Annotated in this window: 17 protein-coding genes and 2 pseudogenes; 7 read left to right on the plus strand and 12 right to left on the minus strand. The window is 69.0% G+C overall.

The window, feature by feature from the left end; genetic code table 11:
- Positions 1 to 245 precede the first annotated feature (245 nt).
- From ACY0PA_RS01905 to ACY0PA_RS01920, 4 genes are all read left to right on the plus strand, one after another.
- Positions 246 to 1,553 (plus strand): ABC transporter substrate-binding protein, encoded by a 1,308-nt coding sequence (locus ACY0PA_RS01905; RefSeq protein WP_473083032.1) that lies wholly within the window; start codon positions 246 to 248, stop codon positions 1,551 to 1,553.
- Positions 1,554 to 1,642: 89 nt separating this feature from the next.
- Positions 1,643 to 2,638: a carbohydrate ABC transporter permease gene (locus tag ACY0PA_RS01910; protein WP_473083033.1), complete on the plus strand. Its 996-nt coding sequence runs from the start codon at positions 1,643 to 1,645 to the stop codon at positions 2,636 to 2,638.
- 12 nt (positions 2,639 to 2,650) lie between these two features.
- On the plus strand, positions 2,651 to 3,574 hold the full coding sequence (locus tag ACY0PA_RS01915; RefSeq protein ID WP_473083034.1) for a carbohydrate ABC transporter permease: 924 nt from the start codon (positions 2,651 to 2,653) through the stop codon (positions 3,572 to 3,574).
- A 127-nt stretch (positions 3,575 to 3,701) separates the two neighbouring features.
- Complete coding sequence (locus tag ACY0PA_RS01920) at positions 3,702 to 5,141, plus strand: GH1 family beta-glucosidase (protein WP_473083035.1); 1,440 nt, start codon at positions 3,702 to 3,704, stop codon at positions 5,139 to 5,141.
- A 255-nt stretch (positions 5,142 to 5,396) separates the two neighbouring features.
- Here ACY0PA_RS01920 and ACY0PA_RS01925 read toward each other — a convergent pair whose 3' ends face one another.
- Positions 5,397 to 6,338 carry a lactate/malate family dehydrogenase gene (locus ACY0PA_RS01925; RefSeq protein WP_473083036.1) on the minus strand — a complete coding sequence of 314 codons (942 nt, stop codon included), beginning with the start codon at positions 6,336 to 6,338 and terminating at the stop codon, positions 5,397 to 5,399.
- A 61-nt stretch (positions 6,339 to 6,399) separates the two neighbouring features.
- Positions 6,400 to 7,101, minus strand: a complete 702-nt coding sequence (locus tag ACY0PA_RS01930; RefSeq protein ID WP_473086640.1) for a hypothetical protein — start codon at positions 7,099 to 7,101, stop codon at positions 6,400 to 6,402.
- Between ACY0PA_RS01930 and ACY0PA_RS01935 the strand changes: the two genes are divergently transcribed.
- Together ACY0PA_RS01935 and ACY0PA_RS01940 are read left to right on the plus strand one after the other, a co-directional pair.
- Positions 7,079 to 7,486 (plus strand): HNH endonuclease, encoded by a 408-nt coding sequence (locus tag ACY0PA_RS01935; RefSeq protein ID WP_473086207.1) that lies wholly within the window; start codon positions 7,079 to 7,081, stop codon positions 7,484 to 7,486. The genes ACY0PA_RS01930 and ACY0PA_RS01935 overlap by 23 nt on opposite strands.
- A 107-nt stretch (positions 7,487 to 7,593) precedes the next feature.
- Positions 7,594 to 7,716: pseudogene (locus ACY0PA_RS01940) on the plus strand (IS5/IS1182 family transposase); the annotation flags it as partial.
- Between the two features lie 36 nt (positions 7,717 to 7,752).
- On the opposite strand, the gene ACY0PA_RS01945 reads toward ACY0PA_RS01940, so the two are convergent.
- From ACY0PA_RS01945 to ACY0PA_RS01960, 4 genes and pseudogenes are all read right to left on the minus strand, one after another.
- Positions 7,753 to 8,019: a DUF6417 family protein gene (locus ACY0PA_RS01945; protein ID WP_473083037.1), complete on the minus strand. Its 267-nt coding sequence runs from the start codon at positions 8,017 to 8,019 to the stop codon at positions 7,753 to 7,755.
- 38 nt (positions 8,020 to 8,057) lie between these two features.
- Positions 8,058 to 8,573 carry a P-loop NTPase family protein gene (locus ACY0PA_RS01950; protein WP_473083038.1) on the minus strand — a complete coding sequence of 172 codons (516 nt, stop codon included), beginning with the start codon at positions 8,571 to 8,573 and terminating at the stop codon, positions 8,058 to 8,060.
- A 537-nt stretch (positions 8,574 to 9,110) separates the two neighbouring features.
- Positions 9,111 to 9,354, minus strand: a pseudogene (locus ACY0PA_RS01955) (transcriptional regulator); the annotation flags it as partial.
- Positions 9,355 to 9,376: 22 nt separating this feature from the next.
- Positions 9,377 to 9,760 (minus strand): hypothetical protein, encoded by a 384-nt coding sequence (locus ACY0PA_RS01960; protein WP_473083039.1) that lies wholly within the window; start codon positions 9,758 to 9,760, stop codon positions 9,377 to 9,379.
- A 261-nt stretch (positions 9,761 to 10,021) separates the two neighbouring features.
- On the opposite strand from ACY0PA_RS01960, the gene ACY0PA_RS01965 reads away from it, so the two are divergent.
- A complete protein-coding gene (locus ACY0PA_RS01965; RefSeq protein ID WP_473083040.1) occupies positions 10,022 to 10,717 on the plus strand; it encodes a TetR/AcrR family transcriptional regulator in 696 nt (231 codons plus the stop codon).
- 213 nt (positions 10,718 to 10,930) lie between these two features.
- On the opposite strand, the gene ACY0PA_RS01970 is transcribed toward ACY0PA_RS01965, so the two are convergent.
- The 6 genes from ACY0PA_RS01970 to ACY0PA_RS01995 form a co-directional block, all read right to left on the minus strand.
- Entirely contained in the window at positions 10,931 to 11,056 is a 126-nt protein-coding gene (locus ACY0PA_RS01970; protein ID WP_473083041.1) for a hypothetical protein, read from the minus strand.
- Positions 11,053 to 11,685 (minus strand): bifunctional 4-hydroxy-2-oxoglutarate aldolase/2-dehydro-3-deoxy-phosphogluconate aldolase, encoded by a 633-nt coding sequence (locus ACY0PA_RS01975; RefSeq protein ID WP_473083042.1) that lies wholly within the window; start codon positions 11,683 to 11,685, stop codon positions 11,053 to 11,055. The genes ACY0PA_RS01970 and ACY0PA_RS01975 overlap by 4 nt, the downstream gene beginning before the upstream one ends.
- A 91-nt stretch (positions 11,686 to 11,776) precedes the next feature.
- Positions 11,777 to 12,592 (minus strand): hypothetical protein, encoded by an 816-nt coding sequence (locus ACY0PA_RS01980; protein ID WP_473083043.1) that lies wholly within the window; start codon positions 12,590 to 12,592, stop codon positions 11,777 to 11,779.
- Between the two features lie 2 nt (positions 12,593 to 12,594).
- On the minus strand, positions 12,595 to 13,740 hold the full coding sequence (gene dgoD, locus ACY0PA_RS01985; protein ID WP_473083044.1) for a galactonate dehydratase: 1,146 nt from the start codon (positions 13,738 to 13,740) through the stop codon (positions 12,595 to 12,597).
- Positions 13,737 to 14,474 carry a FadR/GntR family transcriptional regulator gene (locus tag ACY0PA_RS01990; protein WP_473083045.1) on the minus strand — a complete coding sequence of 246 codons (738 nt, stop codon included), beginning with the start codon at positions 14,472 to 14,474 and terminating at the stop codon, positions 13,737 to 13,739. The genes dgoD and ACY0PA_RS01990 overlap by 4 nt, the downstream gene beginning before the upstream one ends.
- A 49-nt stretch (positions 14,475 to 14,523) precedes the next feature.
- Positions 14,524 to 15,297, minus strand: coding sequence for an SDR family NAD(P)-dependent oxidoreductase (locus ACY0PA_RS01995; RefSeq protein ID WP_473083046.1), 774 nt, complete (start codon positions 15,295 to 15,297; stop codon positions 14,524 to 14,526).
- Positions 15,298 to 15,322 lie beyond the last annotated feature (25 nt).

The raw sequence follows: 15,322 nt of genomic DNA on the forward strand, positions 1-15,322 counted from the left end.
AACTCTTGCAGACACTACTGCGGGTAGATCATCCCAAGATTTCTGGAAACCGAACCTCGCATACCCGAACCACCAAGAGCTGCGTTCAAGTTATTGACAGATCAGTCCTCTGCCGCGAGTCTTCCATCACCAGTGGGCACGTACCCACCCTACATTGGGCACGTACCCACCCCACATCAGAGCCGCTGTAGTCATCGCAGAACTCGTCACTCCGATGTGTCAGCGTCGCCGCTAGGAGGAGATCCATGGGCAGTCTCGGTTCGTTGCGCACGAGAACGATGGCGGTGGTCGCGGCCGTCGGCGCGCTGACGCTCGTCGTCGGCTGCAGCGGCAGCGGCGACTCGGCCACAGGCGGTGGCAAGAAGGACGGCAAGGTCACCATCACCATGGGCATGTACGGGGTGATGGGCATCAAGGAGACGGGCCTTCTCGAGCAGTACGAGAAAGAGAACCCCAATGTCGACATCAAGGCCGAGATCGCCGGTGACGAGCAGACTTACTACACCGCGTTGCAGACCAGGCTCGCCGCTGGCAAGGGCCTGAAGGACATCCAGGGCATCGAGATCGGGCGCGCCAAGGAGATAACCGAGACCCAGTCGGACAAGTTCGCAGACTTCTCCGACGTTTCGGGCACCGACCACTTCCTGCCGTGGAAGGAGTCCCAGATCAGCACCAAGGACGGCAAGGTGCTGGGCCTGGGCACCGACATCGGCCCGATGGCCGTCTGTTATCGCAAGGACTACTTCGAGAAGGCGGGCCTGCCGACCGACCGCGAGGAGGTCTCCAAGTTGTGGGAGGGCGACTGGAACAAATACGTCGAGGTCGGCCGCACCTTCAAAAGGGACTTCAAGGGCGGCAAGGTGGCCTACATGGACGCGGCCAGCGGCCTGTTCAATGCCATGGTCTACGGCTACCCCGAGCAGTACTACAGCGACAAGGGCGAGCTGATCTACGACAAGAACCCGGCCGTGAAGGCGGCCTGGGGCCTTGCCGCCGACGCGGCGGAAGACGGCCTGACCGCCAAGCTCCGCCAGTTCCAGCCGGGTTGGGACCCGGGTCTGGCCAACGGCACGTTCGCCACGGCCGTGTGCCCGGCATGGATGCTCAGCCACATCAGTGAGAAGGCCGGTGAGGCGAACAAGGGCAAGTGGGACGTCGCCAGGGCTCCCAAGGGTGCCAACTGGGGTGGTTCCTTCCTCGGCGTGGTCGAACAGAGCCCGGTGAAGGAGGAGGCCAAGAAGCTCGTCGCCTGGCTGACCGCGCCGGAACAGCAGGCCCATATCTTCAAGAAGATCGGCAACATCCCCTCTTCGCGCAAGGCGCTGGAGAACGACGATGTGAAGAACGCCAAGTCGGAGTACTTCAGCGACGCGCCGATCGGCCAGATCTTCGGTGCTGCCGCGCAGGAGATCCCGGACAAGCAGGTCCTCGGCCGCAAGGACGGCACGATCAAGGACACCTTCTCCCAGGGGCTGGCCCTGATCGAGGAGGGCACGCCGCGTGACAAGGCGTGGGAGACAACCACGGGACGCATCGAGAAGGCGGTCGGCTGACCCGTCGAGTCTCCGGTCGCCCGGGCAGACCGCACCCTGTCGGCGGACCCGGGCGGCCGCACCCCATCTGCGCTCAGGAAGGAAGTCCGGTGGCCACCTCCACCACCAAGGCACTGGCCGGCGAGGAGCCGCCAAGCCCGCCGCGGAAGACGGGCAGCGAGGGCGCCGCCCGGCGGCGCGGCGCGCTGCTGCACCGGCTCGACATCAAGGGCGCCCCCTACACCTTCGTCGCGCCGTTCTTCATAGTCTTCGCCGCGTTCAGTTTCTACCCCCTTATCTACACTTCGTGGATCTCCCTGCACCACGTGGAACTGGCCACCCTCGACGACATGGAGTGGGTGGGGTTCGACAACTACGTTGACCTCTGGGGCGATTCACGGTTCTGGAACGCGCTGCGCAACACCATCACCATCGGTGTCATCTCCACGGTGCCGCAGCTGCTGATGGCGCTGGGCATGGCACACCTGCTCAACTACCGGATGCGGGCCTCGCTGTTCTTCCGTGTCGCGTCGCTGGTGCCCTACGCCACCTCGGTCGCCGCCGCCGCGCTCGTGTTCACCATGATCTTCGAACGCGACTTCGGCATGATCAACTGGGCGCTCGGAGCGGTGGGGATCGACCCGGTGAACTGGGAGGCCGACAAGTGGCCCGCCCAGGTCGCGATCTCCACCATGGTCATCTGGCGCTGGACCGGCTACAACGCGCTGCTCTACCTGGCCGCCATGCAGGCCATCCCCGCCGACCGGTACGAAGCAGCCTCCCTCGACGGCGCCTCCCGGTGGCAGCAGTTCACCCATGTCACCATCCCCGGGATCCGCTCCACCATCGTCTTCACCATCGTGCTCTCCACGATCGGCGCCACCCAGCTGTTCGGTGAGCCGCTGATCTTCGGCCAGGGCCCCAACGGCGTCACCGGCGGCGCGGACAACCAGTACCAGACGCTGGGTCTGCTGCTCTATGAGGAGGGCTGGAAGAACTACCAGATGGGCCGCTCGGCGACCGTCGCCTGGGCGATGTTCCTGCTGCTCGTTCTCGTCTTCGTCGTGCAGCGCGTCATCAAGCGCCTGCGCTCCCGTACGTCCTGACCTGGAGTCGTCATGACCACTCACAGCCTCCCGGCCCGGACGGACACCCCGGCCCGGACCCCCGCCGAGAAACAGGCCGGCCGCGGCGGCCGCCGGCTCCTGCACCAGCGCGCCGGCCGTCAGCACCACGCGGGCCCCCTCTCCTACGTGCTGCTCGTCATCATGGCGATCCTTTCGATCTTTCCGCTCTACTGGACGATGGTGGCCGCGTCCACCGACAACACCAGGGTCAGCCAGACACCGCCGCCGTTCCTGCCCGGGCCGAACCTGTTCAGCAACCTCGCCCGGGCCTGGAATGAGGCGGCGATGGGCAAGGCCATGATCAACAGTTTGATCGTGGCCGGGGTGATCGCTCTGTCCACAGTGCTGTTCGCGACGCTGGCGGGGTTCGCCTTCGCCAAGCTGCGGTTCAAGGGGCGCAACGCCCTGCTGATGCTGGTGATCGGCACCATGATGGTGCCACCGCAGCTCGGTGTAGTACCGCTGTTCATGATGATGTCCAAGCTGGGCTGGTCGCAGCAACTGCCCGCCGTCATCTTCCCCACGCTGGTCAGCGCGGTCGGCGTGTTCTTCATGCGGCAGTACCTAACGGAGGCGCTGCCGGAGGAACTCGTCGAGGCCGGACGCGTGGACGGGGCGCACTCGCTGCGCATTTTCTGGAGCATCGTGCTGCCCATCGCCCGCCCCGCGATGGCGGTCCTGTTCATGATCACTTTCGTGCACGCGTGGAACGACTTCTTCTGGCCGTTCGTGGTGCTCGACATGACCAACCCGACGGTCCCTGTCGCACTCACCCAACTCAGCGCCGGCTATGTCCGCGACCAGTCGCTGATCATGGCGGGCGCGCTGCTCGGCACGCTGCCGCTGCTGGCTATGTTCATCGTCTTCGGCCGCCAGATCGTCAGCGGCATCATGGCAGGCGCCGTCAAGGGCTGACCCGCCACCCAGCCTACCCGGCCCCGCTCCTCCGGGCCCGCACAACCTACCTCTCCGGCATTCACGCGCCTCCGAATCACCCCGCCGGCCTTCGCACGCCCGCTACCCCCACCTCGAAAGGACATACGTGGTCCACGCAGCACATCAGACCGCGTCCGCCCCGGACGCCGCCTGTAGCTTTCCCAAGGGCTTCCTCTGGGGCTCCGCGACCGCCTCATACCAGATCGAGGGGGCCGCCACCGAGGACGGACGCACGCCGTCCATCTGGGACACCTACGCCCGCACCCCGGGCAGGGTCCGCAACGGCGACACCGGTGACATTGCCACCGACCACTACCACCGCTGGCGCGAGGACGTCGCCCTCATGGCCGAACTCCGCCTGGGCGCCTACCGGTTCTCCCTCGCCTGGCCCCGCATCCAGCCCACCGGCCGCGGCCCCGTCGTGCAGAAGGGCCTGGACTTCTACCGGCGCCTCGTCGACGACCTGCTCGACAAGGGCATCCAGCCCGTCGCCACCCTCTACCACTGGGACCTGCCGCAGGAGCTGGAGGACGCCGGCGGCTGGCCCGAGCGTGCGACGGCCGAGCGGTTCGCCGAGTATGCGGCCCTCGCCGCGGACGCCCTCGGTGACCGGGTGAAGACCTGGACCACTCTCAACGAGCCCTGGTGCAGCGCCTTCCTCGGCTACGGCTCCGGTGTACACGCACCTGGCCGCACCGACCCGGTCGCCGCCCTGCGCGCCGCCCACCACCTCAACCTGGGCCACGGCCTTGCCGTGCAAGCTCTGCGCGACCGCGTCCGAGCCGACGCCCAGTGCTCGGTCACGCTGAACATCCACCACGTGCGCCCACTCACCGACACCGACGCCGACATCGACGCGGCCCGCCGCATCGATGCGCTCGCCAACCGGACCTTCACCGGCCCGATGCTGAACGGCGCCTACCCCGAAGACCTCCTCAAAGACACCGCCGGGCTGACCGACTGGTCCTTCGTCCAGGACGGCGACCTGGAGCAGATCCACCAGCCACTGGACTTCCTCGGCGTCAACTACTACACGCCCACCCTCGTCTCCGAGACCGACGGCAGTGCCATCCACACCTCCGACGGACATGGCAATAGCTCACACAGCCCATGGCCGGGAGCCGACAAGGTCGCCTTCCACCAGCCGCCCGGTGACACCACCGCCATGGGCTGGGCCGTCGACCCGACCGGCCTGTACGACCTGCTGCACCGACTGTCCTCCGACTTCCCCAGTCTGCCGCTGGTCATCACCGAGAACGGCGCGGCGTTCGACGACTACGCTGACCCCACCGGGAATGTCAACGACCCCGCTCGGATCAGCTACGTGCGGGGCCACCTGGCCGCCGTCCACCGGGCGATCGTGGACGGCGCGGACGTACGCGGCTACTTCCTGTGGTCCTTGCTGGACAACTTCGAGTGGGCCCACGGCTACAGCAAGCGCTTCGGCGCCGTATACGTCGACTACCCGACCGGCAGCCGCACCCCCAAGGCCAGCGCCCGCTGGTACTCCGAGATAGTCCGCACCAACATTCTGCCCGGCGCCTGACGAGACCGGTGCGGCACTCCACCGCCACCCCGCTTGGTGCCGCACCATAACCCGCCCCCCGTCCTCTGTAACAGCGGAGGCCGGGGGGCGGACTCGTACCAAATGCCGTGCCACGTCCTGCCAGTCAAGGGCCCGGGACTCAAAGTCCCGGGTCGTTGACAAGCTGGCTGTGAATCGCCATCGAACCCTTTTCACGCCCGAGGGTAAGGGTGCGGTTCGCGGCGTGCAGCCGGATCGCAGTCTGGGTGTCGGCGTTCACGGGGTCCTTCCCGATTCGGTGAGGCTCGGCACAGTGGTGCCGAGTTGAGTGGCGAGGTCCTGGTAGGCGGTGTGGAGTTTGTGATGGGCGGCGGTGAACTGTTGTTGCTCGGCGTTGCTGAGGGCGGGGAGGCAGGCGGTCGGCTGCCCATGGGTGAAGCGCAGTGGGAGTCCGAGGTAGCCGCCGTCGTAGGGGGCGGAGAGTTCTTCCAGGCCGTCGTCGAGCGCGAGGGCTTTACGCAGGGCGGAGAGCACGGCGCCCGCCGGGCCGCAGCGGGTACGGCCAATGCCGGCGCTGATGCGGGAGGCTCGGGCCCGGAGCTCGTCGCGGGCCTGCTGCACGGGCAGCGGCTCACGCTGACCGTTCACAGTGGTGGTGGAGGCGCAAATGACGGCGCCATCGCCATGTTCGCCGATCACGTGGCCGCGAATCGCAGCGGGCGGGACGTTGAGATGGCGGGCGAGGGTGCGGCGGTAGCGGGCGCTGTCGAGGTTGGAGCCGATGCCGTACACCCGCGGGCAGCCAGAGGTCTCGGCGAACAGGCGGGTCATGAGGTCGACCGGATTGGTGACCACGAGGACGGTGCCGGTGTAGCCACGCAGCTGGTGGGCGAGACGGATGATGACGGGGGCGTTCGCACCGGCTCCGGCCATGCGGATGTCAGCGCGGGCCGGATTCGTGAACGAGGCCCGGGCCGCGATGACGACGGCCCGGCAGGCGTGCATACCGATGATCGTGCTGACCTGCGGCCGCGTCGGCGCACTGGTGGCTTCGCTCAGGTCGTCAATGTCGGCGACGAGGGCGAGGGCCTGGTCGTCGGTGCGCGAGGTAATCAGGAGCCGCTCGCTCAGGCCCGATGTGCACAGTGCAGTGGCGACGGTCTGTCCGACTGCTCCAGCACCGACCAGTCCGATCGCGTCGAGGGGTGCGCTCGTCATGCGACCGCCTCGCGAGCCGTGTCTAGCGCCGTGTGCCACGCGGTTGTGAGGTCGCGCTGCTTCAGGAAGGCTGCGCTGGCGCAGTCGAGGAGTCGGCAGGCGGCGAGCGGCCGGTCGGCCAGGGCCGGGTGCGCTCGTTCAGGGGCAGACCGGGTGGCGCGGACAGGACGGTGGAGAGCAAGTTGGTCGTGTCCATCATCCAGAAGATCAGGACGTCGCGTTGCCAGGAGCGTGCAGCCTTCGCCGAGCGCTGGGCGACACGGTGCTGCGCGAACGCGTCGATCCCGTCGAGGACTTGGGCGGCTGCGTGGGGCGTCGGGCTGGCGATGAGCAGGCGCAGCACGATACGGCTGATCAGTTTGGCGGCGTCGCTGGTGGCGCGGCCGCGGCCCAGGCCCGGGTCGATGAACAGCGGCCGCTCGCCGCTGCCGTCCGGGAAGACGACGTGCTCGGGTTTGAGCTCGCCGTAGGTGAGGACTTCGTGGGCTGGCTGCAGCGCGGCAAGGCGGGCGTGCCGCAGCCGGGCCACCACGGCCCGCAGCCGACTGGCCGCCTCGCCGCGGACATCGGGTCGGCAGCGGTCGGCGCCGATCCGCTCCAGGTAGGTCCGGCCGCTGATGCCGTTGAACTTGCGGGCGAAGGTGGCGGCAATGCTGCGCTCGCCGATCGCCCCACTGGGACCAAGCCATCCGGCGATGCTCAAGACCCTGGCAGGAAAGCACCGTTCAACGGTTTCGAAGATGGCAGCGAAGTACAAAACCACCTTCGAAACACCAAACGGGCCTCGCACTGCTTTCGAAGCCCGCATTGAACGGAAGGACAGGAAACCACTGGTTGCACGGTTCGGCGGTATTCCACTCCAACGGCAACGGACGACAGAAGTCGTCGACCGCGAGCCAGTCCGGGTGGACTATCCGCAGAAGGAACTCGTCGCGAGGCTCCTTGCGGATACCTGCGAGATCTGCGGGAGTAGGGGCAACGTTCAGATTCACCATGTCCGTGCACTCGCCGACCTCGCACATGCCGGATGGCAGCCTTCTGACTGGGCGCGCGTCATGCTTCACCGGCGCCGCAAAACGGTTGTGGCTTGCGACACTTGCCACAACCGAATCCATTCAGAACGGCCTGCTAAACCACTCACGCAGTAGCCACTGGAGAGCCGGATGACAGGAAACCGTCACGTCCGGTTCGGCGGGAGGCCGTGCGGAAAAGGACTCGCCTCCGGCGGGCACCTCGCCGCGCGGCCCACCCATCCTCCTGGCTACACGGCTTCCGCCGCCTGCGCATCCGCTGGGAGAGACGCGACGACATCCACGAAGCCTTCCTCGGCATCGCCACCTGCCTCATCACCCACCGCCACGTTCAACGTCTTTGTTAGGACCTCTCAGCCACCGAGCGGTGTCAGTTCCGCGCTTCAGTTCTCCGAGGGGATGCGCGCGGCGATCTCCCGGGCGAACCACTCCGCTTCCTCACTCAGCTCGTCCAGGCCCTCCGCAGCGACCAGCTGAAGAAGACGTAGCAGGTCGTGGGCTTCGTCGAGGGTGAGCATTTCCAGACGACGCGCTGTGGTGTCCTGCGCCGGGATCAGGCTGATGGCATCCGAGTTCATGCCCTGGAGAACGACCACCACAACCAAGAGGATCTGGAAGAGCTGCCCGAGCACCCGCACGGCCCTACCCATATCCGTGCACCTGCCGGGCTGGGCCCTGCCGGCGAGGGTCAGCGGTCGATCGGCTGAACCCGGTCCAACCCGGTCTCGCGCACGATGCGCGCCACGGTCCCCTCCAGCGTGCTGCTCGCGTCAATCACCGTCTCGATTCCGCTGGGCAGCAGATCTCGCTCCCGGTACCAGCCCTGAAGGTGTTGCTCGGTGACCTGGGTCAGATAGTCGAGGTCGGGCTTGGTCGCATGCCGCGCGAACGTCTCCGCCAAGGGCACGTCCAGGTAGTAGCAGCGGGAGACACCCAGATGCTCGCCGACCAGATCCTCGAGCATCGGCCCGTACCGGTCCGCATACATGATGCCCTCGACCACGACGTGGTAGCCGGCGTCGAGCGAATAGCGGGCCACCGTATCGATCAGCCCGATGTTCTTGCCGCCGGGCACATCCCGCTCACGCAGCACAATCCTGCGCAGGTTGTCCTGACCGACCAGGGCCAGGCCCCGACCAAAGCGGTCCCGGATCCCGGCCGCCACCGACGACTTGCCCGACGCCGAGTTCCCGCGCACGACCACAAGCCGGGTCTCCTCACTTCCCACAAACACCCGAGAACCCTAGCCACCACCACCGACAACAGCCCACCTGCCGGTCAACACGGCCACGGGTCCGAAAAGGACCCCGCAAGGAAGGCCACCCCTCTTACAGTGCCGACCAGCCGGAGCAGAACCAGCGACCTCGGCCGCTGGATCGGCGGGCAGCACCTGCGCGACTTCCTCATGGAGACAGACCTCGCCCCCGATCTACAACGGCGCAGGGAAGGGCAACTCAAATCGGACTACCGCGACTGGGCTGCCCACAAGAGCTTCGTCGACCACCTCCCCGAACTCCCGGGCAGCGAGCAGCAGTTGTTCCCCGCGGTGGGGCGGCACCCATCGGGCGCCGCCACACCGTGCGGCGCCTGTGGCGTGACGGGTGCGCATGGGCAGCGGAGGCGGTGCGCGCCGGGGCATGACCGCTGCGCAGCGCCGCCACCTCGGCGCGGCGCTGTCCAGCGTGGCCGAGACCGTGCGGCGGGAGGCTGCCGGCGGTCCCACCGGGTGAGTCCGCAGCCGTCAGGCGGCGAAGCCGATGTTCATGACGTACTCCGTAGGCGCCGTAGTCGGAGCCGAGGTCGACGGTGATGCCGTCGAACCATGCCTCGTCCATGGCCTCGTCGTCATCGGCTGCCCACGCCTGCACCATCCGGTCCCAGTGCCGCACATTGAGGGTGCGGAAGGAAACGTCACGCTGGAGCGGTCGGGGGACCTGGGACTGGTTGAGGGGATGGAACTCGACGCGGGTGCCCCGGCCCTGCCGGAGTGGGGCGGCTCGGGCCGCGTCAGCTGTGGTTCAGGGACCACACGACCTGGTCCTCGTACCAGCGGGCAGCGCTGACACCGTGCCACGAGGCCGCTTCGTCGACCTGGTCCTCGTACCAGCGGGCAGCACTGACACCGCGCCACGAGGCCGCTTCGCCCTCGTGGTCCGCAGCCCGTACGTAGCGCACAGTGTCCTGCCCACGGTGGTCGTCGCGGCGGTCGTCGTCCGTGTGGCGGCCGACTTGCTCGCTGCTGGTCGCGGAGGTGGCGGACACGTACGGCGTGTGCTGCACGGGCACCGAAGTCGTGGCTGCCGACGCCGAGCCGCCGGCTCCGAGAAGGACTCCGCCGGCCAGTGCCGTGGAGGCGAGTGCGATCGAGACGCGCTTGGTCATGCTGTTCATGGTCATTTCCCTTGCGAGACTGCCGCGGTTTCGCCGAACTGGCGGCCGCCGCTCTATGTGAACCGAGATCCGGAAATCCCGGGTCAGTCGGCTTGCCGCAAGGTCATCCGGAGGGGTGCCTCACATTCGGCTCTGCCACCGTACCCGAGGGGTACCTCATGTTTGCGGTGAGGCTCATCACAGCACGTCAGAGAGGCGAGATTGCGATCGGAAACATGACAACAACCGAATTCGAGGGGGGCCTCATGTTAGGCTCGAGCCATGAGCCACCACCACGCCCCGTCCGCGAGGGAGACACCGACGAAACCCCTGCGCCGTGACGCACAGCGCAACAGGGACGCGATCGTGGCCGCCGCCCGCACGGCCTTCTCCGAGCAGGGCCTCGGGGCGTCCCTGGAGGGCGTCGCCCGCGAGGCCGGCATCGCGATCGGCACGCTCTACCGCCACTTCCCCACCCGGCTCGACCTGGTCGAAACACTCTTCAACGCGAAGTACACGGAACTGCTCACCGCCGCGGAAGAAGCCGCGGCCATGGACGATGCCTGGGAGGGGTTCTGCCGCTACGTGGAGAAGCTCTGCAAGCTGCAGGCCTGCGACCGCGCCTTCAACGACCTGGTCTCGGCACGGCTGCCCCTTCACGTGGCCGGCCGCGAGATGTACGAACGCACCAAGGAACTCTGCGTCCAGATCATGCGCAACGCCCAGGAACAGGGCGTCCTGCGCGGCGACGTCACCGCGCAGGACATCGCCTTCGTGATCTGGTCCCAGGCCGGGATCATCCAGGCCACACGCACCATCGCCCCTCAAGCCTGGCGCCGCCACCTCCACCTGATGCTCGACGCCTTCCGCACCGAGGGCTCCCACGAACTGCCCGAACCTCCTCTGACCAGCCAGCAGGTCGACCAGACCCTCGTCACTCTCGAGTGCACCGAAGAGGGCTGCCGCGAGCAGTCCTGACCACACGAGAGACGAGGCCGCGGACAACAGCTGCGCATCACACCGGACCGGCGCCACACCGGACCGGCACCTCGGCCGACCGGCCGGGAAGACCGAGGACAACACTCCGGGCAGCAGGACTACGGGCCGTCCGACCGCCGTCTTCGGGACTGTAAGAAGAACGGCCCTGTTTCACTTTCGGTGGTGACGGAGGGTTGGCAGGGTCGTTGACAATCACGTGCGAGAAAGCAGGCGTCCCTTGAGGATGTCCACCAGGACGGTGCCGTCGCCCGTCCAGCGGATGCCCTCACCGAGTTCGAGGCGGTCGGGGCGGGTTGGCAGGGGTTGCTGCTCGGTCATGCGGGGGACTCCTCGGCAGCGGCGCGGAAGGCGCGGGCGCGCTCGCGCAGGGCGGTGAGGCTGCCGCCGTCAGCTGCATCGGCGACGAGCGGGGAGCCGACGCCGACGGCAGTGGCGCCGGCGGCGAGGTAGGCGCGGGCGGCTTCGAGGTCCACCCCGCCGACTGGCACGAACGCAGCGTCGGGAAAGCGGGCGCGCAGGGCCTTCAGGTAGGACGGTCCCCCGGCGTCGACTGCCGGGAACAGCTTAAGTGCGTCGGCGCGCTGGGCGCGGGCGGCGATGATCTCGGTTGGGGTCATAACGCCTGCGAGGACCGGTAGGCCGAGGTCGCGTGCAGCATCGGCGCCCGCGCTGAGACCGGGGGTGACGGCGAAGGCGGCGTCGGCATCCCGCGCGGCGCGCGCGTCGTCGGCTGTCAGAACGGTACCCGCGCCGATCGGCCGGTCCGGCCCGAGTTCCGCGACGGTCCGTGCGATGACGCCGAGCGCGTCGGCACCGCTGAGGGACACCTCGATCAGATCGATGCCCTCCTCGACCAGCGCCAGTACGGTGCGCAGCGCGGCGTCCGAGTCGCCTCCGCGCACGATGGCGAGGAGACGGCGGTCGGCCAGGGCGGCTCGTAGGTCCACGGACAGGGGCTCCTTTGTGTCGGTTCACTACTTGTGGCGTGCTACCGAGCGAGCACGCCCAGTGCTGCTCAGCAGAGAAGTAGTCCGAGGGTCAGGGGCAGCGGCAGCCAGCGGTCATGGTGAGCCGCCAGTGGACCTCGCCCGAGGCGGGCACCTGGGCGGCGTCGCCCGGGCCCGCCTCGGCGAGGTCGAAGACGCGGCCGAGCATGGGCTCGACCCCGGTGCTGCGGTAAGGGTCCGTCTTCGGGAAGCCGCCAAGGTTGCGCCACAGGGCGACTGACACCGGCTGCCCCTCGGCTTCGACGGCGAGGGCGAGCCGGTCGACTCCGTCGTGGACGCAGGTCTGGCTGTCCGCCAGGACGGCGCCGACGGCCGTGCCGTCTTCGGGGCCGAACCGGTCCAGGCGCAGTCCGCGCGGTGCGGGCCAGTCGCCCTCCACCCAGGCATCACCGTCCGGCCAGGGATCGTCGAGCAGGGGTGAAGCCTCCCGGAAGACGCGGGTGGGTGTGCCAGCGCGGGCCCGGAGTTCGGCCTCGGCGGAGAGGTCGAGCAGGGCATGAGCGGCCCACACGAAGCGGTAGCCGGGGTCGGCCGCGAGCGTGTAGTCCGCCTGGACACCGTCGGTGGTGGTCCCGACGGTGCGAGCGAGGGTGAATGCGTTGCACTCGACTCGCTCGGTTTCGCCGTCGCGGGTCCACGGCCGTGCCCAGGCGTCACCGTGGTCGGGCGTGCCCCGTACGGTCGGCACGCACTCCTCCAGGCCGCCCGCGTCCACGAACGCGTCACCCGGCACGACGTCCTCGCGGCCGATCCCCTCCCGCCGCCACAGCCACTCGCGCCCGCCGGCGTTCAGCGAGGTCCAACGCCCGCCGTGCACCGCGTCGGTGACGATCTCAACCGACCCCACCGTCACCACTCCGCGAACGAGCCGTCCGCGTGCCGCCACACCGGGTTGCGCCAGGTGTGTCCGGTGCGGTCGGCGGCGCGTACGGCGGACTCGTCGACGGTGATGCCGAGGCCGGGGGCGTCGCCGCGCGGCGCGTATCCGTCCACGAACCGGAACGGCTCGGTGTCGACGACGTAGGAGAGCAGATCCGCGCCCTTGTTGTAGTGGATGCCGCGGCTCTGCTCCTGGATGAGGAAGTTCGGTGTGGCGAAGGCGACTTGGAGGCTGGCCGCCAGTGCGATCGGGCCGAGCGGGCAGTGCGGGGCGAGCTGGGCGCCGTAGGTCTCGGCGAGTGAGGCGATGCGGTGCACCTCGGAGATGCCGCCCGCGTGCGAGAGGTCGGGCTGGGCCACGGCGACTCCCGCGGCCAGCACGGGCAGGAACTCCGAGCGGGAGTAGAGGCGTTCGCCGGTGGCGAGCGGCACGGAGGTGGAGGTGACCAGGCCCGGCAGCAGATGGCTCTGCTCGGGCAGGACGGGCTCCTCCACGAACAGCGGGTGCAGCGGGGCGAGTTCGGCGAGGACTCGGCGGGAGGCCGCAGCGCTGAAACGGCCGTGGAAGTCGACGGCGACGTCACGGTCCGGGCCGAGGGCCTCACGGGCGGCGGCCACGCGGGCGACGACGGCCGCGGTCTCGGCGACGGTGGAGACCGGCGAGGTGGCTCCGGCGCCGTTCATCTTCACCGCGGTGAAGCCGGCCTCCACCTGTTCGGCGATCTGCTCACCGAGCTCGGCAGGTTCGTCGCCGCCGACCCAGGCGTAGACCCGGACGCGGTCGCGCACGGGGCCGCCCAGCAGGGCGTGCACCGGGGCGCCGTAGGTCTTGCCGGCGATGTCCCACAGGGCCTGGTCGAGCCCGGCGACGGCGCTGGAGAGGATCGGGCCGCCCCGGTAGAAGCCGCCCTTGGTGAGGACCTGCCAGTGGTCCTGGATGCGCAGCGGGTCCTGGCCGACGAGGTACTCGGCGAGCACGTCCACGGCGGCCCGGACCACCTCGGCACGGCCCTCGACGACGGGCTCGCCCCAGCCGACCACGCCGTCATCGGTCTCGACTCGGCAGAACAGCCAGCGCGGCGGGACCAGGAACGTTTCAATGCGAGCAATCTTCACTTGCCGCCGCTGCCTTTCCTATCGTCAGGGGTGTCAACCCGGTCCAGGTCGCGGCCGGCCTGGTCGAGCAGGGCCCGCATGGCGGCCTCGGCGGCCGCCGGATCCTGATCGCGTACGGCGTCCAGGACGGCGCGGTGGGCCGGTATGGGGTCCTCGCTGTGCGGGGAGCTGTGCACGATGCGGTCGCGGTGGGCGAGACCGGACTCGATCACGATCTCCATGCGTTCGAGGAGTTCGTTGTGGGTGGCGGTGAGCAGGGCGCGGTGGAAGGCGAGGTCGGCCTCGACGGCTTGCGCGGGGTCGGATTCGGTGCGATCCATCGCCGCAATGGCGTCGTCGAGGGCGGCCAGGTCGGCGTCGGTGCGGCGCTCGGCGGCGAGGCGGACGGCTGCGGGCTCGATGATGGCGCGGACCTCGGCCAGGTTGCGCAGCAGCGCCCTGTCGGCCTCGCCCGCCCGGCCGCCCTCGAACTGCCAGCGCAGCACGTCGGCGTCGAGCAGGTTCCAGTCGGTCCGGGAGCGGACGAAGGTGCCGCGCTTCTGGCGGGCGTCGACCATCCCCTTGGCCGCGAGCACCTTCAAGGACTCGCGCAGGGCGGTCAGGCTCACGTCCAGCTCGCTCTGCAGCGCCACCAGGTCGAGCGTGGCCCCCTCGGGGATCTCGCCGCCCAGGATGCGGCGGGCGAGGGCTTCCACGGTCTGGCCGTGCACGCCGCGGCGGGCATAGGGCGTCATGTCGTACAGCCTTTCTGCTGCGTCCTGTACTTCGGGGTTCCCATGCTGGTCATGCGGACGCCTTCACGACGCTCCAGCCGCCGTCCACGACCAGACTCGTGCCGGTGATGTAGGACGCCTCGTCGGCGGCGAGGAAGGCGATGGCCGCGGCCACCTCCTCGGGCGTGCCGAACCGCCGGGCGGCGGTCTCGGCGACGCTGCGCTCACGCTCGTCCTCGGGCACCCTGTCCCAGGCCCCGGTCAGGATCGGGCCCGGTACGACGGCGTTGACGCGCACCTCGGGCCCGTACTCGACGGCGAGCTGGCCGCACAGGGAGAGCAGGGCGCCCTTGGAGGCGGCGTAGGCGGGGTGGCCGGGGATGCCGCGGTGCGCGTGGACGGACGAGGTCAGCACCACCGCGCCGCGCCGGGTCCGCAGATCGGGCAGCACGGCGCGCAGACCGAGGAAGCTGCCGGTCAGGTTCACGTCGAGCTGCCGCTGCCAGGACGGCAGGGTCATCTCGTGGGCGGGTGTGACGTCGACCGTGAAAGCGTTGCTGACCAGGACGTCCACCGGCCCGAAGGCGCGCGCGGCGGCGGCGACCCGCGCCCAGTCCTCCTCGGCGGCGACGTCCGCGGTCACGAACCGGGCCCGCCCGCCGTCCTTGCCGATCCGCTCCGCCACCGCCTCGCCCCGCTCCTCGGCGACGTCGGCGAGCACGACGGCGGCTCCCTCCTCGGCGAGGCGTACGGCGGTCGCGGCTCCGATGCCGGAGGCCGCTCCGGTGACCACGGCCGTGCGGCCGGTGAAACGGGCGCCGTGCCGTCGTGCGGGCTGGTCCATCGTGGAATCCGACTCCTTCGCGGGT

This window comes from Streptomyces sp. DS1-CR2, from assembly GCF_055760475.1.